This is a genomic window from Limnobacter alexandrii (assembly GCF_005871185.1).
Lineage (GTDB): Bacteria > Pseudomonadota > Gammaproteobacteria > Burkholderiales > Burkholderiaceae_B > Limnobacter > Limnobacter alexandrii.
In genome coordinates this window covers 129,195-146,775 of sequence record NZ_SWKN01000008.1, presented here as the reverse complement: position 1 = coordinate 146,775, position 17,581 = coordinate 129,195, and the positions used below count along the sequence as shown (strand labels likewise).

Sequence of the window (17,581 nt, the reverse complement as noted above, 5' to 3'; positions counted from 1 at the left end):
AAGGGTTCGATGCATGTTATTTTAAGGCAAAGACACCCTGGCAACACCCCGACACAGGAGACAATTGTGGCCAAGTACAAAATCAACGGCGAAGCCCCCACCGTGCACGCCAGCGCCTATGTGGCTGAAATGGCCAGCATCATTGGCAAAGTACAGCTTGATGAAAACACCTCGGTTTGGGATTTCGCGGCCATTCGTGGCGACAACGAACTGATCCACATCATGGAAGGCAGCAATGTGCAGGAAGGTGCGGTATTGCACACCGACATCGGCTACCCGATGGTGGTGGGCAAAAATGTAACCGTAGGACATCAGGCCTGCTTGCACGGTTGTACGGTGGGCGAAGGCAGCTTGATTGGCATTCGTTCTGTGGTTCTGAACGGCGCAAAGATCGGAAAAAACTGTATCATCGGCGCCGGCGCCCTGATCACCGAGGGCAAGGAAATTCCTGACCGCTCGCTGGTGGTGGGGTCGCCCGGAAAAGTAATCCGAACCTTGAACGACGATGAAGTGGCCCGCCTGATTGGCGCTGCTTTCTACGTGCAAAAAGCCAAACTGTTCAAAGAAACACTTGAACGAATCGACGATTAATTTTTGCCCAAATTTGTACGCATGACCGACACACTACGCACCCTGATATTTGATCAATCCAGCTGCCGCGCGCACTTGGTACACCTGACAGACGCCTGGCAACGCGTGGTGTCCAACAACAACTACCCGGCTCCTGTGCAAAGAGTGCTGGGTGAACTGGTTGCGGCCAGTACCATGTTGTCTGCCTCGTTGAAGTTTGAAGGCTCCCTGATCATTCAAATTCAGGGCGATGGCCCCATTCGATTGCTGGTCGCGGAATGCAACAGCCGCCTGGGTTTGCGTGCCACGGTGAAACTGGCTGAAGGGGCCGAAATTCCAGAAAATGCCAACTTCAAAGACCTGGTCAACGCCACAGGCAAGGGTATTTGCGCCATTATTCTCGATCCTCGAAACCGCCTGCCTGGCCAGGCCCCCTACCAAGGCATTGTGCCGCTTGCAGGCACCACAGTGGCCGATTCGCTTGAAGCCTACATGCACAGCAGCGAACAGCTGGAAACCCGCCTTATTCTGAATTCCGATGCAACCACCGCAGCTGGTGTCATGCTTCAGCAAATGCCTCAGCACGGCGGTGTAGTGTCAAGCAAAGAATTCGATGCCGATGGCTGGGACCGCTTGAAGGCCTTGATCAATACGCTGCAAACCGAAGAGCATTTGACCACCGAAACCGATGAATTGGCCAAGCGTCTTTTTTGGGAAGAAGATCCGGATGGATTGGCCGAACGCCAAGCGCACTTTGAATGCACGTGCTCGCGCGACAAAGTGGGAAAAATGCTGGTGACCTTGGGGCAGGCCGAACTGGACGATGCTTTGTCAGAAAACCCGACAGTGGAAATTCAATGTGATTTCTGCAATGCGAATTACTCATTCACTCGAGCCGAGTGCAATGCACTGTTTACCGAAGGTGCTGACAACGAAGGTTCATCGACTAGTCAGCCACCAACCTTGCACTAATTTGAAGGCTCCGCCCCTGCACCCGGTGGTGTGGTGGCGGGCTGGCTACGCGGCTCAATCAACTGAATGAATACCTCGTCTTTCTTGATCATGCCAAAGTCATTTCTGGCGCGCTCTTCGATCGCCTCAACGCCTTCGCTCAAACTGCGTACATCGCCCTCAAGTTGTTGATTGCGCAAACGCAGCGCCTCGTTCACCTGCTTTTGCTGTTCAAGCTGATCCTCAAGGTCGCTGACGCGCAGCATCCCGCCTTTGCCAAACCACAGTGGGTATTGAAGCAAAATCAGCAAGGCAAAAAGGACAAGTGAAATCAGCCTGGGGTTCATATACAAGAAGGCCCCGCACTGCGGGGCCACCTTCGATTAATACCGATTAATCCAGGTTGTAGAAGGCTGAACGGCCTGGGTAGTAAGCAATGTCACCCAAATCTTCTTCAATACGCAACAACTGGTTGTACTTCGCAATGCGGTCTGAACGACTCATGGAACCAGTCTTGATCTGCATGGCGTTCGTGCCCACAGCAATGTCAGCAATGGTACTGTCTTCAGTTTCGCCTGAACGGTGAGAAATAACTGCGGTGTAACGTGCACGCTTGGCCATCTCGATGGCAGCGAATGTTTCGGTCAATGTGCCAATTTGATTAATCTTGATCAGAATGGAGTTGGCAATTTTCTTCTCAATGCCTTCTGCCAAAATCTTCGTGTTAGTTACAAACAGGTCATCACCCACCAACTGCACCTTGCGGCCCAGGGTTTTTGACAGGTAAGCCCAACCGTCCCAGTCATCCTCGGCCATGCCGTCTTCAATCGAAATAATCGGGTACTTGTTGCACCAGCTTTCCAGCAGGTGTGCGAATTCCTGTGAGCTCAGCTCCATGCCCTCGCCGGCCAGCTTGTACTTGCCACCTTTGTAGAATTCGGATGCGGCGCAATCCAGGCCCAAGGCAATCTGGGAGCCAGGTTCGAAACCAGCAGTTTCAATCGCCTGAATAATCATTTGAATGGCAGCTTCGTGATTGGCCACAGAAGGCGCAAAACCACCTTCATCGCCCACAGCAGTCGACATGCCCTTGTCATGAATAATCTTTTTCAGCGCATGGAACACTTCAGCACCGTAGCGAATTGCTTCACGGAAAGAAGGTGCACCCACCGGCAAAATCATGAACTCTTGCAAATCGAGGTTGTTGTTGGCATGCGCGCCGCCGTTGATCACGTTCATCATGGGCACTGGCAGGCTCATGCCACCCATACCGCCGAAGTAACGGTACAAAGGCAAGCCGGTTTCTTCGGCTGCCGCACGGGCCACCGCCATGGACACCGCCAAGGTGGCATTGGCGCCCAAACGGCTCTTGTTTTCAGTGCCGTCCAAATCGATCAGGTTTTGATCCAGAAACACCTGCTCTTGCGCATCCAGACCCAAAATTGCTTCGGAAATCTCGGTGTTGATGTTTTCAACCGCGCGCAATACGCCTTTGCCCAAATAACGGGATTTGTCACCGTCGCGCAGTTCAACCGCTTCACGGGTACCTGTAGACGCGCCAGAGGGCACGGCCGCACGGCCCATTGCACCACTTTCCAGCAACACATCACATTCCACGGTGGGATTGCCGCGAGAATCAATAACCTCACGACCAATCACGTCAACAATTGCGCTCATAGTTTCCTCTTGGATGGATTAAATTCTGTTTTGAATACTTGGCCTGTTTATTTCATCAGGTCTGTTTCGGCCAACGGGCCGGACTTCACCAAACGGTCCAGTTCCTGCAAAGTGGCCAACAAAGCCTTCATGCGGGGCAAAGGCCAGGCGTTGGGTCCATCCGACATTGCTTTGGCGGGATCAGGATGACTTTCCATGAACAAACCAGCCACGCCCACTGCCACGGCAGCACGGGCCAACACAGGCACGAATTCACGCTGACCACCACTGGCTGTGCCCTGCCCTCCGGGCAGTTGCACACTGTGCGTGGCATCAAACACCACCGGGCAACCAGTGTTGCGCATAATGGCAAGGCTTCGCATGTCTGAAACCAGGTTGTTGTAACCAAAACTGACACCGCGCTCGCACACCATGATGTTCTTGCCGTCGCCGCCTGCCTCAATGGCAGCCGCGCGCGCCTTGTCCACCACATTGACCATGTCGCCGGGGGCCAGAAACTGCCCTTTCTTGATATTCACGGGCTTGCCACACGTGGCCACCGCTTCAATGAAATCGGTTTGGCGACACAAAAACGCGGGGGTTTGCAACACATCAACCACGCTGGCCACAGTCGCAATTTCTTCAATTGCATGCACGTCGGTCAGAATATTGACGTTCAAGGTTTTCTTGACGTTGGCCAGAATATCCAGCCCTTTGTCCATACCCAAGCCACGGAAGCTTTTGCCTGAACTGCGATTGGCTTTGTCGTACGAGCTTTTGTAGATGAACGGAACGCCCAGCGACTCGCAGATTTCCTTGAGCTGACCAGCCGTGTCCATGGCCATTTGTTCACTTTCAATGACACACGGGCCCGCGATCAGGAAAAAAGGCTTATCCAAACCCACTTCAAAATTGCATAGTTTCATGAGGTGTCCTCCTGTTGGGTTCAGCTTATAACGCTTTGGCCAATTTGTGGGCCAAACCGGCCTTCACATACGCCAAAAACAAGGGGTGGCTGTCCCGTGGGGTGCTGGTGAATTCGGGGTGAAACTGCACACCGAAAAACCAAGGATGGTCTGGCAATTCCATAATTTCAGGCAAGTTTTCGGTGGGCGTACGAGCCGATATGCGCAGGCCAGCCTCTTCAAGCTGCGGCACGTAATTGTTGTTCACCTCATAACGGTGACGATGGCGCTCATTCACTTCGGGACCATAAATGGATTCAGCCAAAGTGCCTGGCTTGATCGGGCAGCGCTGCGAGCCAAGACGCATGGTGCCACCCAAATCGCTTTGGTCACTTCGCAACTCCAGCTTGCCTGTGCTGTCTTTCCACTCAGTGATCAAAGCCACTACCGGTGTATCAGCCAAGCTGTCAAATTCGGTCGAGTTGGCCTTGGGCAAATCTGCGCAATGGCGCGCAAATTCGATTACAGCCAGCTGCATGCCCAAACAAATGCCCAGGTAAGGCACCTTGTTTTCACGGGCATATTGAATGGCCTTGATTTTGCCCTCTGTGCCACGTTTGCCAAAACCACCGGGCACCAGAATGGCATCCAGTTTTTTCAGGCTTTCAGTGCCATGTGCTTCAATTTCTTCCGAATCGATGTAATTGATGTTCACCTTGGTTCGCGTGTGCAAACCAGCATGATTCAGGGCTTCGATCAGGGATTTATACGACTCGGTCAAATCGACGTACTTGCCGACCATGCCAATGGTGATGTTTTGCTCAGGATTTTCCTGAGCGTACACAATCTCGGCCCACTTGGACAAATCGGCACGAGGCGCTTCAATGTTCAATTTCTCAAGCACAATGTCATCGAGCTTCTGGGCTTCCAGCATGGCTGGAATTTTGTAAATGGTATCGGCATCCCAAACCGAGATAACCGCTTCCAGTTGCACGTTCGAGAACATGGAAATTTTGGCGCGTTCATCATCGGGAATACGGCGATCAGCGCGGCACAACAAGGCATCGGGATAAATACCAATTTCACGCAGCTTTTGCACACTGTGCTGGGTCGGCTTGGTTTTCAATTCACCAGCAGAAGCAATGAATGGCACCAATGTGAGGTGCACAAAACAGGCACTGTTGCGCCCCAAGCGCAAGCTCATTTGACGCACGGCTTCAAGGAATGGCAGCGACTCGATGTCACCCACCGTGCCGCCAATTTCTACAATGGCCACATCGGTTTCACCACCCCAGGCCGCGCGCGCGCCTTTCTCAATGAAAGCCTGAATTTCATTGGTGATGTGCGGAATGACCTGAACCGTTTTGCCAAGATATTCACCGCGACGCTCTTTGCGCAACACGGATTCATAAATTTGACCTGTGGTGAAGTTGTTCGACTTTTTCATCTTGGTGGAGATGAAACGCTCGTAGTGGCCCAAATCAAGGTCTGTCTCCGCGCCGTCTTCGGTCACGAACACTTCACCGTGTTGGAATGGGCTCATGGTACCTGGGTCCACGTTAATGTACGGGTCCAGTTTGAGCATGGTGACTTTCAAACCACGACTTTCGAGAATCGCGGCCAAAGATGCTGCGGCAATACCTTTGCCAAGGGACGAGACAACCCCGCCGGTAACGAATACATATTTGGTCATAGTGCCAGGCGGCGCTCTGTTCGGCGCTCAGTAGGGCGCACAATTGGGCGAATTGTGCGCTGTTTGAAAGCAGAATTATAACCTGAGCGCGCTTGGTCTATGCCAGTGATCTTAATTAAACTTCAGTTCACACCCGGTTTTTTCTTGGAGTTCTTCTCTAGACACACCCGGTGCAATTTCCAGCACCTGGAGTCCTTGCGGGGTGACATCCATGACCGCCAAGTCGGTGATAATGCGATTCACCACCGCCTTACCAGTCAACGGCAAGGTGCATTCCGGCAGAATTTTCAAGTCCGTTGTGCCGTCTTTCTTGCGCGCCACATGCTCCATCAGCACGATTACACGAGACACACCAGCCACCAAATCCATGGCACCGCCCATGCCTTTCACCAGCTTGCCAGGAATCATCCAGTTGGCCAAGTCGCCACCCTGGCTCACCTGCATGGCACCCAAAATGGCCAAATTGATATGCCCACCACGGATCATCGCGAACGACTCTGAACTTGAGAAAAAAGCTGACCCATCCAGAGTGGTCACGGTTTGCTTGCCCGCATTGATCAAATCGGCATCCACCTGCTCCTCGGTGGGAAATGGTCCAATGCCCAACAAACCATTCTCACTTTGCAGCATCACATCCATGCCCTCAGGAATGTGATTACTCACCAGTGTGGGCAAACCAATGCCCAAATTCACATAAAAACCGTCTTGCAACTCACGCGCTGCGCGTGCTGCCATTTCATCGTGATTCCAAGCCATTTTTTGTTCTCCTTATTGTGCCGGGGTCGCCAAAGTACGTTTCTCAATCCGCTTTTCAGGATTGGCGTTCAACACCACACGCTGCACATAAATACCTGGGGTATGAATGAAGTTGGGATCAAGCACACCCACTTCCACAATCTCTTCTACTTCCACCACAGTGAATTTCGAGGCCGCCGCGCATTCGGGGTTGAAGTTGCGCGCGGTCAAGCGGTAAATCAGGTTGCCTGAAGTATCGGCTTTCCACGCTTTCACCAGTGAAATGTCGGCTTTCAGGCTGCGCTCCAGCACATAATTCTCGCCATCGATCACCCGTGTTTCCTTGCCTTCGGCGATCACGGTTCCAAAGCCAGTCTTGGTAAAGAATGCGGGAATGCCGGCACCACCTGCACGCAGCTTTTCGGCCAAAGTGCCCTGTGGTGTGAATTCAAGTTCAAGCTCGCCACTGAGGTACTGCCGCTCGAATTCCTTGTTCTCACCCACATAAGACGAAATCATCTTGCGAACCTGGCGGGTTTCCAGCAAGCGGCCCAAGCCGAAGCCATCCACACCCGCGTTGTTCGAAATCACGGTGAGGTCTTTTGCACCTGATGCGCGAACTGCTTCAATCAAAGCCTCTGGAATACCGCACAGGCCAAAACCGCCCACGGCCAGTGTCATCCCGTCCTTGATCTTGTCTGCCAAAGCCTCTGTGGCACTGGCTGATACTTTGTTCATCCCCATTCTTGTTCCTCATGCTTTTGAATTTGTGCCGATAGTTTAACGTTTATGAGCTTACAAACTTCTTGCTGCGGCGCACAAAATCAAGTTTCTCAGACTAGAGATCAAAGTCAACTATTTTTTCCCGATATGCAATAAGCTTTCGGCTTAAAATCAAAGCTGCACCTCGCTGTAGTACCTGCGACAAATTTTAAGGAGACGCACCCAATGTCGGCTGTCGAAAGAGACATGATGGAATACGACGTATTGGTAGTTGGTGGAGGCCCTGCCGGCCTTTCAACTGCAATACGCCTGAAACAAGTGGCCGCAGAAAAAGGCCAGGAAATCAATGTGTGCGTATTGGAGAAAGGCTCTGAAGTTGGCGCCCATATTTTGTCAGGCGCGGTCATGGACCCACGCGCCATTACCGAACTTTTTCCCGACTGGAAAGAGCGCGGCGCGCCATTGAACACCGAAGTGACTGAAGACCAGTTTTTGTTTCTCACTGAAACTTCCGCCAAGAAAGTGCCCAACGCACTGTTGCCGGAATGCTTTCAAAACCATGGCAACTATGTCATCAGCTTGGCCAATGTGGTTCGCTGGTTGGGTGAACAAGCCGAAGCACTGGGCGTAGAAGTGTTCCCTGGTTTCGCCGGTGCGGAAATTTTGTACGACGACAAAGGTGCCGTAAAAGGCGTGCAAACCGGCGACATGGGCATTGGCAAAGACGGCGAACACACCCACGCCTACCAACCCGGCATGGAACTGCACGCCAAGTACACCGTGTTTGCAGAAGGTGTACGCGGCCACTTGGGCAAACGCGTCATTGAAAAATTCAACCTGAACGAAGGTCGTGACCCGCAGGTGTACGGCATTGGCCTGAAAGAATTGTGGGAAATCGACCCCGCCAAACACAAGCCAGGGTTGGTCATTCACTCTGGCGGTTGGCCGCTCGACTCAAGCACCTACGGCGGCTCTTTCCTGTACCACCTGGAAAACAACCAGGTTGCAGTGGGCTTCGTGGTGGGTCTGGCCTACGAAAACCCCTACCTGTCACCCTTTGAAGAATTCCAGCGTTACAAAACCCATCCTGAAATTCGCAAATATTTCGAGGGTGGCAAGCGCATTTCCTACGGTGCCCGCGCAATTGCTGCAGGTGGCTTGATGAGCCTGCCAAAACTGGTGTTCCCAGGTGGCGCGCTGGTCGGCTGCGATGCCGGCTTTTTGAATGCATCCAGAATCAAAGGCTCACACGCAGCCATCAAGAGTGGCATGTTGTGCGCCGAAGCGATTGCGGATGCCTTGGCTCAAGACCGCGCTGGCGACGAGCTGGAAGCTTATCCAAAAGCCTTCCATGACTCTTGGTTGTTCGATGAACTGTACCGCGCCCGCAACTTCAAGCAATGGATGAGCAAAGGCTTGTACACCGGCACGATGATGGTGGGCATTGAACAAAAGCTGTTCAAGGGCAAGGTGCCTTGGACACTGCACCACAAGCACGCAGACCATGAATGCCTGCGCCCTGCTTCTGAGTTTCAGCCAATCAACTATCCAAAACCCGATGGGAAGATTACATTTGATCGCTTGAGCTCAGTGTTCATCTCCAACACCAATCACGAAGAAAACCAGCCTGCACACCTCACTTTGAAGAATGCAGATGTGCCAGTGGCCACCAACCTGACCACTTATGCAGGCCCCGAGCAGCGCTACTGCCCGGCCGGTGTGTATGAATATGTGAAGAAGGAAGATGGCAAAGACCAGTTGCAGATCAACGCACAAAACTGCGTGCACTGCAAAACCTGTGACATCAAGGATCCCACACAAAATATCGTGTGGGTGACGCCCGAAGGTGGTGGTGGTCCGAACTACCCCAATATGTAATTGAATGCAAAACGCCGACCTTCAAGTCGGCGTTTTTGTTGGTGAGGCAGCAATCAAGACGTCAAATCGCTGCTTGCTTCGTCCAACAGTTTGGAGTTTTCATTCGCGTCGATTTCGAAAGTGTATTCGCCTTTGATCAAATCAGTCACATAGGCAAAGCGGCCATTGACTGTTACACCATCCAGCGTCAATTCGTAGTAGCAAGCCGCTGTTTGCCCGCATCCTTGCTCAAACAGCCTGCGGCTGGTTTCCTCGTCAATCCAGTCTACGGAATATTTCTGGTCAGCAATATAAACCGTGACCGGCTTCCATTCGGTTTCACAGAAATTCTCAATCACCTGAGCGCCAGCCGACTTGTAGACCAACTCACAATCCGTTTTGGCCAAAAACTGCAATTTGCGAGTTGTTATTTCCGGTGAATTGCCACACGCAGCCAGAAGAACTGCGCACGAAGCAGCAAGAGCAACAATCGAGCGTTTCATGGTGTCATTTCCTGAAAAGGAGATTTACTTTGAACGCGGGAAAGCGGTTGAGGGAGTACAAACACCGTGTTGCTGAGAGGATCAGCCCTTGGGAGAACGCCACAGAAAGCGGTATACAAATCCGGGAAAAGCAAACACAAGGAACAGACAGGCTGTTAGTGCGTAAAACTCCCAGCGTTGAGGGGTTACCTGGCTTAAGCTGCCTTCAATTGCAAAACCAATTAGCCCCACAATGAAGTAACCAGCGATTACTTCCAGCACCCGAGTCCAGCCACCTTTTTTGGCCACGGGCAGAACACCCATGATGCGGTTACTCACAAAAGGCAGGTTCGCGAACAGCAAGGCCAAGCCAAACAACAACCAATGCCCAATCGTCTGTGTCAAAACCCACCCCTGTGAATCATCAAAAAATTCAAGTGTTTAAAAAACCAATTAACCGGCCAGCGTTTGCTGAATGGCTGTCATGCAATACGCCATCAACGGGGCTGGTAACAAGCCCAGTGCAATCACGGCCAAGCCGTTCAAACCCAACACAGCGCGCGCATCATTGCCCATCACGATTTCAGTTTCATCCGCAGGTGCCTCAAAATACATCGCTTTTACCACGCGAATGTAATAGAACGCACCCACCAGGCTGAACATCACGGCATACACAGTTAGCCAAATCTGCCCGGTGGCCAGCAAGGCCTTGAGCACTGACAGCTTGGCCGCAAAACCAACCATGGGTGGAATACCTGCCAACGAAAACATCAGCAACAACATGATCAGGGCCAGCCAGGGCGCGCGCTTGTTCAAGCCTTTCAGGTCACTGATATTCTCGACTTCAAAGCCCTTGCGCGACATCACCATGATCACGCCGAAAGTGCCCAAAGTGGTCAGTACATAAGTAATGCTGTAGAACATGGCTGAGGAGTATGCCTGCGCAGCGTTGCCAGTGTCCTGCCCGGTTACACCCGACAGGAAGCCCAGCAGCATGAAACCCATTTGAGCAATGGTTGAGTACGCCAGCATGCGCTTCAAGCTGGTTTGGGCGATCGCAGTCAGGTTGCCAATGGCCAGCGAGGCAATCGCCAACACCATCAGCATGTTCTGCCAGTCAAAGGCCATTACAAACAGACCGTCCACCAACAGGCGCATCATCATTGCGAATGCAGCCAACTTGGGCGCACCACTAATCAGCAGCGTGGAGATGGATGGTGAACCCTGATACACGTCGGGCACCCACATGTGAAATGGCACCACACCCAGTTTAAACGCCAGGCCAGCCACCAGAAACACGATACCGAATACGAAAATAATCGACTTTTGACCCGACACTGCGGCGGTTGCAGCAAATGCGATGTCAGCGTGATTCAGCGAACCAGTCGCGCCGTAAATCATCGACATGCCGTACAGCAGGAAACCCGAGGCCAAAGCACCAAGCACGAAATACTTCATTGAAGCTTCGGTTGCGCGCACATTGTCGCGCTGCATGGCCACCGCTGCATACAGGCTAAGCGAGAGCAATTCAACGCCAAGGTAAACCAGCAGCAGGTTGTTGGCAGAAATCATGATCATTTGACCAAGCAAGGCGAACAACACCAAGGCATGCAATTCGCCCTTGAACATGTCGCGGTCTTTCGCGTAGTTGGCACCTACGATCAAGGTGAATGCAATGGCCAATGCTGAAAAGCCTTTCAGTACCAAGGCCATGCTGTCAGCAATGTACATATTGCTGAACGCAAGCTCGGTGCCCGAAGTGGGTACCTGCGCCAGGCAATACACACCCAAGCCGATACAGAACAACACCACAATGTTGTGCAGCATTGGCAAAATGCGGCCCTTGGTCACGCTGTCAGCAATCAGAAATGCACAGGCGAATAGCGCCAGGGCAATTTCAGGAATAGCGAGTGAGAGATTCATCTGATCCACGAACATTCCTCAATTAAAGCTTGGACTGAACCACATGTTGCAACAAGGCATCGACAGACACCTGCAACACATCAGTAAAGGGTTTGGGGTACAGGCCCATGGCCATCACCAGAACTGCCAAGGCACCCAGCATCATGAATTCGCGGGTGTTCACATCGGTCAACTCTTTCACGTCATCGTTGGCCACCTCGCCAAACACAACCCGCTTGTACATCCACAGCGAATAAGCTGCACCAAAAATCAGGGTTGTTGCAGCCAACAAACCGATCCAGAAGTTGTACTTCACCGCGCCAAGAATCACCATGAATTCACCGACGAAACCACTGGTGGCAGGCAAACCGGCATTGGCCATTGCGAAGAGCAGGAAGAAAGCAGCAAACTTTGGCATGGTGTTGACCACACCGCCGTAGGCGGCAATTTCACGGCTGTGGACTCGGTCGTAAAGCACACCGATACAAATGAACATCGCGCCTGATACGAAACCATGCGAAATCATCTGGATGATGGCGCCCTGCACTGCCAAATCCTGGAACATGAAGAAACCGAGTGTGACGAAACCCATGTGCGCAATCGATGAATACGCCACCAGTTTTTTCATGTCTTTCTGAACCAAGGCCACTACACCGATGTACACCACCGCAATCAGTGACAAGGTAATCATGAAACCGGCCAGTTCCTGACTCGCATCTGGCGCAATCGGCAGGCTGAAACGCAGGAAGCCATAAGCACCCAATTTCAACATGATGGCAGCCAGCACCACAGAACCGCCCGTGGGGGCTTCAACGTGCGCATCAGGCAACCAAGTGTGCACTGGCCACATGGGCACCTTCACCGCAAACGCCATGAGGAATGCGACGAATATCAATATTTGCTCGGTCATGCCCAGCGGCAGTTTGTGCCATGCCGCGATCTCGAAGGTACCTGACTGAAATTGCAAATAGATGATTGCAACCAAGGTGAGCAAAGAACCCAGCAAGGTGTACAGGAAGAACTTGAATGCGGCGTAGATGCGATTCGGGCCGCCCCACACACCCACGATGATGTACATCGGGATCAGGGTGGCCTCGAAAAATACGTAAAACAGCAAACCGTCGGTGGCAGTGAATACGCCCACCATCAAGCCAGAAAGGATCAGGAAAGCCGCCATGTATTGCGCTACTTTCTCAGTGATCACTTCCCAGGCAGCAACCACCACGAAAATGGTGATCAGCGCGGTCAGGATAACGAACCAGACTGACAAGCCGTCTACGCCCAAACCGTAGGATGCGCCGAAGGCTTCAATCCAGGGCATGTTTTCGACGAACTGCAATTGAGCGGTGCTTGTATCAAAACCAAAATACAAAGGCAGCGTGACGGCGAAGCTGATCAGCGCCGCGATCAAGGACGCTCCACGCACAGCGCCCGCATTCTTGTCATTGCCCAAGGCCATGATCAGAACACCAAAGGCGATTGGCAGCCAGATCGCCAAACTTAGATAAGGAATATTGTTAGACATTGATATTTTCCAATCGTAAGAACCGAAGTTCCGCCCTGTTTATTTGAGTGTGATGAAAGTAATGATCATGGCCAACACGCCAAGGATCATCGCGAACGCATAGTGGTAAATGAAACCGCTTTGCGCGAATCGAACCACACCTGAGATCAAGCCCACCAGCTTCGCGCTGCCATTGACCAACAAACCATCAATCAACATGCGGTCACCAAACTTCCAAAGTGCCTCACCCAAGCCGCGCGCACCGCCTGCAAACACCACTTCGTTGAATTTGTCCATGTAGTACTTGTTGTCCAGCAAAGTGTGCACTGGCTTCAACGCCTTCATAAAGGCGGCAGGAATTGCAGGCACCCACAGGTAGCACACAGCAGCGGCAACCACACCAGCCAAGGCCAGCCAGAACGGCGCAGTTTGCAAGGAATGCACACCCATGGCGGCAGCACCGTGGAAAATACTGCTCAGTCCAGCCATTGCCCCATGTTCGGGATTGACCGTGATCACGCCTTCGAAGAAGGTGCCGTGCAACATGGGCTCAACCGCGATATAACCAATGATGACTGAGGGGATCGCCAACAAAATCAAAGGCAATGTAACTACCCAACGTGACTCGTGCGGCTGCACAGGGCCATGGTGCGCATGATGATCATCGTCGCCGTGGTCATCATGGTGTTGAATGTCATGGAAACGTTCTTTGCCGTGGAACACCAGGAAATACATCCGGAAGCTGTAAAACGCGGTAATGAATACTCCAGCCACCACGGCGAAGTAAGCGAAATCTGCAGCGGGCAAGTTGCTGAAGTGCACAGCTTCAATGATGCTGTCTTTCGAGTAAAAACCTGAAAAGAATGGCGTACCGATCAGTGCCAGCGAACCCAACAAAGAAGTCAGCCAGGTAATCGGCATGTATTTCCACAGACCGCCCATGTGGCGAATGTCCTGATTGTGATGCATGCCGATGATCACGGAACCTGCGCCGAGGAACAGCAACGCTTTGAAAAATGCGTGGGTCATCAGGTGGAAAATAGCGACTGGGTAAGCAGACACACCCAGTGCCACAGTCATGTAACCCAACTGCGACAAGGTTGAATAAGCAACCACGCGTTTGATGTCGTTTTGAATAATGCCCAGGAAGCCCATGAACAAGGCCGTAATCGAACCGATGACCAACACAAAGTTCAAGGCGATGTCGCTGAGTTCAAACAGCGGCGACATGCGGCTGACCATGAAAATACCGGCGGTCACCATGGTGGCCGCGTGAATCAGCGCAGAAATTGGTGTCGGGCCTTCCATGGAATCGGGCAGCCAAACATGCAAGGGAAACTGCGCTGATTTACCCATGGCACCAATGAACAGGCAAATACAAGCAACCGCCAGCAAAGGCCAATCAGTCCCAGGCATGGTCTGACCCACCAGGCTGTCAGCCTGCGCAAACACCTCGGCGTAGTTCATAGAACCAGTGGCTGCCATGACCAAGCCGATACCCAAGATGAAACCGAAGTCACCCACACGGTTGACCAAAAACGCTTTCAAGTTGGCATAAATCGCACTTTGCTTTTTGTACCAGAAACCGATCAGCAAATAGGACACCAAACCCACGGCTTCCCAGCCGAAAAACAGCTGAAGGAAGTTGTTGCTCATCACGAGCATCAGCATCGAGAATGTAAACAGCGAAATGTAGGAAAAGAAGCGCTGATAGCCATCGTCTTCTTCCATGTAGCCAATGGTGTAAATGTGCACCATCAATGAAACGCTGGTGACCACCAGCATCATGGTGGCGGTCAGTGTGTCAATCAGGAAACCAACCTCGAACACCAAAGTGCCCACCGCAGCCCACTCATACAGGGTGCCGTTGAACGTGTTGCCTTCCATCACATCCATGAACACCATGATGGAGGCAATTAAGGAAATGGCCACACCCGCGATGGTCACTGTATGGGCACCGGCTCTACCAATTTGCTTTCCGAAAAAACCGGCGAGAATTGCGCCAACCAGCGGTGCGAACGGAACGATCAAATACAAGGGATTCATTCGCTTGTTACCCCTTTAGCTGGTCGAGGTCTTCGACGTTGATTGAATTCATGTTACGGAAAAGGACCACCAAAATTGCCAAACCAATTGCGGACTCGGCAGCAGCCACTGTGAGAATGAAGAAAACGAACAACTGCCCGGACAAATCGCCCAGGAAGTGAGAAAACGCAACAAAGTTCATGTTCACGGCCAGAAGCATCAGTTCAATGGCCATCAAAATCACGATCAGGTTCTTGCGGTTCAAAAAAATGCCTATCACGCTGATCGAGAACAAAATCGCGCCCAGCACGAGGTAATGAGATAGTGAAATCATTGTTGTCTATTCCCGGTTAGGCTTGGCGACCGCTATTGGTGTCGCTCTTGGTTTGTTTGCGGTCCAGGTCAGCAGGCATACTCACCAACTTCACGCGGTCTGTGGACTTCACGCGAACCTGGTCTGAAGGCACCTGACCTTTCGTGTCTTTGCGCTTGCGCAACGTAAGTGCAATCGCAGCAACCATCGCAACCAGCAAAATCAAGGCAGCCACTTCAAACGGATACAAATACTCGGTGTACAGCAACTTGCCCAAAGCTTCAGTGTTGTTGGCAGCCTGCTCTGGTGTTTCCAGATTGGGATCCCAGAAACCACGCAACAACATCACCGACATTTGGAAGGCGATCAGTGAACCAACAATTGCAGCCACTGGCAGGTTCTTCCAGAAACCCGCGCGCACTTTGTCCATGTTCACATCAACCATCATGACGACGAAGAGGAACAACACCATGACTGCGCCCACGTACACCAGCACCAGTGAAATGGCCAGGAACTCGGCTTCCAACAACATCCACAGTGCAGAGGCTGAAAAGAAAGAGAGCACGAGGTACAAAGCCGCATGCACAGCATTGCTGGCAGTGATTACGCGCACCGCAGCAAACACCAAAATGGCGGCGAACACATAAAAGAAACCGGTTATTGCATCCATTGCATTTAATCTTCTAAGTTTTGTATCGGTTTAACGGTAGGCCGCATCGGCTTCGCGATTGGCTGCAATCTCAGCCTCATAGCGATCGCCCACAGCCAGCAGCATTTCTTTGGTGAAATACAAATCACCGCGCTTCTCACCGTGGTACTCATGAATGTGGGTTTCAACAATCGAATCCACCGGGCACGATTCTTCACAGAAGCCGCAGAAAATACACTTGGTCAAATCAATGTCGTAACGGCTGGTTCGGCGTGTGCCATCCTCGCGCTGTTCCGATTCAATCGTAATCGCCAAGGCCGGGCATACCGCTTCACACAATTTGCAGGCAATACAACGCTCTTCGCCGTTTTCATAGCGACGCAGGGCATGCAAGCCACGAAAGCGCGGCGACATTGGTGTTTTCTCCATGGGATACAACACCGTGATCGGCTGGGTGAACATGTAGCCCATCGTCAATGCCATGCCCTTGAGCATTTCACGCAACAACAAACTGTTCAAAAATTCTTTAACAACTTGAAACATGGTTCGCTCTCAATTAATTCCAGATGTTCCAGGGAGTCTGCATCCAGGCGGCAACCACCACCAGCCACACCAGGGTCAGCGGAATGAACACTTTCCAGCCCAAACGCATAATTTGGTCATAGCGGTAGCGCGGGAATGACGCGCGGAACCAGATGAACATGGACACCAGCAGGAAGGTTTTGATGCCCAGCCAGATCCAGCCCGGAATAAAGCTGAGGAATGCAACGGGTGCGTCCCAGCCACCGAAGAACATGATTGCAGCCAGACAGGACAGCAAAATCATGTTGGCGTATTCAGCCAGGAAGAAAACGGCGAAGGTCATGCCTGAATACTCAACCATGTGACCGGCTACGATTTCCGATTCGCCTTCCACCACGTCAAAGGGGTGGCGGTTGGTTTCGGCCACAGCTGAAATCATGTAGATCACCAACAGTGGCAACAAGGGCAACCAGTTCCAGGACAGGAAGTTCAACCCCATGTCAGCAAACTGGCCCGTGGTTTGTGTCATGACGATGTCTGTCATGTTCAGGCTACCGGCCACCAACAACACAGTCACCAACACGAAGCCAATGGCCAATTCATAGGACACCATTTGTGCAGAAGCACGCATGGCAGCCAGGAAGGCGTACTTGGAGTTCGATGCCCAGCCCGCAATGATGACGCCGTACACCTCAAGCGAAGTAATCGCCATGAGGTACAACAAGCCTGCGTTCACATTGGCCAAAACAGTTTCCGGGCCAAAAGGAATAACTGCCCATGCGGCCAGGGCCGGCATGATGGTCATGATCGGCGCGATGATGAACAAGCCTTTGTTGGCATTCATCGGCACGATGATTTCCTTGAACATCATCTTGACCGCATCAGCAATCGGTTGCAGCAAACCCATGGGACCCACATAACTTGGACCCATGCGAATGTGCATGCGACCAATCATTTTGCGTTCCCAATAAGTGAGGTAGGCTACCAGCCCCAAGAGAGGCAAGGTAATGCACAGGATTTTAATCAGCGTCCACACAGGCACCCAAGCTGGGCCGAGCAAGTCGGATCCAAAGGCAGTGATCATGTCAACTGGC

At 52.1% G+C, this 17,581-nt stretch carries 18 protein-coding genes; 3 read left to right on the top strand and 15 right to left on the bottom strand.

The window, feature by feature from the left end; all coding sequences use genetic code 11:
- The first annotated feature begins 66 nt into the window (after positions 1-66).
- Complete coding sequence (locus tag FCS97_RS10275; protein ID WP_138518345.1) at positions 67-591, top strand: gamma carbonic anhydrase family protein; 525 nt, start codon at positions 67-69, stop codon at positions 589-591.
- Between the two features lie 3 nt (positions 592-594).
- Complete coding sequence (gene hslO, locus FCS97_RS10270; RefSeq protein WP_138518344.1) at positions 595-1,542, top strand: Hsp33 family molecular chaperone HslO; 948 nt, start codon at positions 595-597, stop codon at positions 1,540-1,542.
- On the opposite strand, the gene ftsB is transcribed toward hslO, so the two are convergent.
- From ftsB to FCS97_RS10240, 6 genes are all read right to left on the bottom strand, one after another.
- A complete protein-coding gene (gene ftsB / locus FCS97_RS10265; RefSeq protein WP_138518343.1) occupies positions 1,539-1,868 on the bottom strand; it encodes a cell division protein FtsB in 330 nt (109 codons plus the stop codon). The two genes, hslO and ftsB, sit on opposite strands and share 4 nt — an antisense overlap.
- A gap of 46 nt (positions 1,869-1,914) precedes the next feature.
- Positions 1,915-3,198, bottom strand: coding sequence for a phosphopyruvate hydratase (eno, locus tag FCS97_RS10260; protein WP_138518342.1), 1,284 nt, complete (start codon positions 3,196-3,198; stop codon positions 1,915-1,917).
- 47 nt (positions 3,199-3,245) lie between these two features.
- Positions 3,246-4,103 (bottom strand): 3-deoxy-8-phosphooctulonate synthase, encoded by an 858-nt coding sequence (gene kdsA / locus FCS97_RS10255; protein ID WP_138518341.1) that lies wholly within the window; start codon positions 4,101-4,103, stop codon positions 3,246-3,248.
- 25 nt (positions 4,104-4,128) lie between these two features.
- Entirely contained in the window at positions 4,129-5,775 is a 1,647-nt protein-coding gene (locus FCS97_RS10250; RefSeq protein WP_138518340.1) for a CTP synthase, read from the bottom strand.
- A gap of 111 nt (positions 5,776-5,886) precedes the next feature.
- Positions 5,887-6,531, bottom strand: a complete 645-nt coding sequence (locus FCS97_RS10245; protein ID WP_138518339.1) for a 3-oxoacid CoA-transferase subunit B — start codon at positions 6,529-6,531, stop codon at positions 5,887-5,889.
- 12 nt (positions 6,532-6,543) lie between these two features.
- A complete protein-coding gene (locus FCS97_RS10240) occupies positions 6,544-7,248 on the bottom strand; it encodes a CoA transferase subunit A (RefSeq protein WP_138518338.1) in 705 nt (234 codons plus the stop codon).
- Positions 7,249-7,458: 210 nt separating this feature from the next.
- On the opposite strand from FCS97_RS10240, the gene FCS97_RS10235 reads away from it, so the two are divergent.
- Positions 7,459-9,111, top strand: coding sequence for an electron transfer flavoprotein-ubiquinone oxidoreductase (locus tag FCS97_RS10235; protein WP_138518337.1), 1,653 nt, complete (start codon positions 7,459-7,461; stop codon positions 9,109-9,111).
- Between the two features lie 53 nt (positions 9,112-9,164).
- Here the strand turns inward: FCS97_RS10235 and FCS97_RS10230 are convergent, their stop codons facing one another.
- The 9 genes from FCS97_RS10230 to nuoH all read right to left on the bottom strand — a co-directional run bounded on the left by FCS97_RS10230 (position 9,165) and on the right by nuoH (position 17,571).
- A complete protein-coding gene (locus FCS97_RS10230; protein WP_138518336.1) occupies positions 9,165-9,593 on the bottom strand; it encodes a hypothetical protein in 429 nt (142 codons plus the stop codon).
- A gap of 81 nt (positions 9,594-9,674) precedes the next feature.
- Positions 9,675-9,977 carry a DUF2818 family protein gene (locus FCS97_RS10225; RefSeq protein WP_040513257.1) on the bottom strand — a complete coding sequence of 101 codons (303 nt, stop codon included), beginning with the start codon at positions 9,975-9,977 and terminating at the stop codon, positions 9,675-9,677.
- Positions 9,978-10,025: 48 nt separating this feature from the next.
- Positions 10,026-11,495 carry an NADH-quinone oxidoreductase subunit NuoN gene (gene nuoN, locus FCS97_RS10220; RefSeq protein ID WP_246066243.1) on the bottom strand — a complete coding sequence of 490 codons (1,470 nt, stop codon included), beginning with the start codon at positions 11,493-11,495 and terminating at the stop codon, positions 10,026-10,028.
- A gap of 22 nt (positions 11,496-11,517) precedes the next feature.
- Positions 11,518-12,999: an NADH-quinone oxidoreductase subunit M gene (locus FCS97_RS10215; RefSeq protein WP_138518334.1), complete on the bottom strand. Its 1,482-nt coding sequence runs from the start codon at positions 12,997-12,999 to the stop codon at positions 11,518-11,520.
- 39 nt (positions 13,000-13,038) lie between these two features.
- Entirely contained in the window at positions 13,039-15,024 is a 1,986-nt protein-coding gene (gene nuoL, locus FCS97_RS10210) for an NADH-quinone oxidoreductase subunit L (RefSeq protein ID WP_138518333.1), read from the bottom strand.
- A gap of 7 nt (positions 15,025-15,031) precedes the next feature.
- Positions 15,032-15,337: an NADH-quinone oxidoreductase subunit NuoK gene (gene nuoK, locus FCS97_RS10205; protein WP_008251215.1), complete on the bottom strand. Its 306-nt coding sequence runs from the start codon at positions 15,335-15,337 to the stop codon at positions 15,032-15,034.
- A gap of 16 nt (positions 15,338-15,353) precedes the next feature.
- Positions 15,354-15,986 carry an NADH-quinone oxidoreductase subunit J gene (locus FCS97_RS10200; protein WP_138518332.1) on the bottom strand — a complete coding sequence of 211 codons (633 nt, stop codon included), beginning with the start codon at positions 15,984-15,986 and terminating at the stop codon, positions 15,354-15,356.
- A 30-nt stretch (positions 15,987-16,016) separates the two neighbouring features.
- On the bottom strand, positions 16,017-16,508 hold the full coding sequence (gene nuoI / locus FCS97_RS10195; RefSeq protein WP_138518331.1) for an NADH-quinone oxidoreductase subunit NuoI: 492 nt from the start codon (positions 16,506-16,508) through the stop codon (positions 16,017-16,019).
- A 13-nt stretch (positions 16,509-16,521) separates the two neighbouring features.
- Positions 16,522-17,571, bottom strand: coding sequence for an NADH-quinone oxidoreductase subunit NuoH (nuoH, locus tag FCS97_RS10190; protein ID WP_425460745.1), 1,050 nt, complete (start codon positions 17,569-17,571; stop codon positions 16,522-16,524).
- Positions 17,572-17,581: the final 10 nt, after the last annotated feature.

Excerpts from the sequence above, each read along its gene's own strand:
- kdsA (WP_138518341.1), bottom strand. The coding sequence starts at position 4,103 with ATGAAACTATGCAATTTTGAAGTGGGTTTGGATAAGCCTTTTTTCCTG.
- nuoK (WP_008251215.1), bottom strand. The coding sequence starts at position 15,337 with ATGATTTCACTATCTCATTACCTCGTGCTGGGCGCGATTTTGTTCTCG.
- FCS97_RS10200 (WP_138518332.1), bottom strand. The coding sequence starts at position 15,986 with ATGGATGCAATAACCGGTTTCTTTTATGTGTTCGCCGCCATTTTGGTG.
- FCS97_RS10250 (WP_138518340.1), bottom strand. The coding sequence starts at position 5,775 with ATGACCAAATATGTATTCGTTACCGGCGGGGTTGTCTCGTCCCTTGGC.
- FCS97_RS10245 (WP_138518339.1), bottom strand. The coding sequence starts at position 6,531 with ATGGCTTGGAATCACGATGAAATGGCAGCACGCGCAGCGCGTGAGTTG.
- FCS97_RS10235 (WP_138518337.1), top strand. The coding sequence starts at position 7,459 with ATGTCGGCTGTCGAAAGAGACATGATGGAATACGACGTATTGGTAGTT.
- nuoH (WP_425460745.1), bottom strand. The coding sequence starts at position 17,571 with ATGATCACTGCCTTTGGATCCGACTTGCTCGGCCCAGCTTGGGTGCCT.
- eno (WP_138518342.1), bottom strand. The coding sequence starts at position 3,198 with ATGAGCGCAATTGTTGACGTGATTGGTCGTGAGGTTATTGATTCTCGC.
- ftsB (WP_138518343.1), bottom strand. The coding sequence starts at position 1,868 with ATGAACCCCAGGCTGATTTCACTTGTCCTTTTTGCCTTGCTGATTTTG.
- nuoL (WP_138518333.1), bottom strand. The coding sequence starts at position 15,024 with ATGAATCCCTTGTATTTGATCGTTCCGTTCGCACCGCTGGTTGGCGCA.
- FCS97_RS10215 (WP_138518334.1), bottom strand. The coding sequence starts at position 12,999 with ATGTCTAACAATATTCCTTATCTAAGTTTGGCGATCTGGCTGCCAATC.
- nuoN (WP_246066243.1), bottom strand. The coding sequence starts at position 11,495 with ATGAATCTCTCACTCGCTATTCCTGAAATTGCCCTGGCGCTATTCGCC.
- nuoI (WP_138518331.1), bottom strand. The coding sequence starts at position 16,508 with ATGTTTCAAGTTGTTAAAGAATTTTTGAACAGTTTGTTGTTGCGTGAA.
- FCS97_RS10240 (WP_138518338.1), bottom strand. The coding sequence starts at position 7,248 with ATGAACAAAGTATCAGCCAGTGCCACAGAGGCTTTGGCAGACAAGATC.
- FCS97_RS10230 (WP_138518336.1), bottom strand. The coding sequence starts at position 9,593 with ATGAAACGCTCGATTGTTGCTCTTGCTGCTTCGTGCGCAGTTCTTCTG.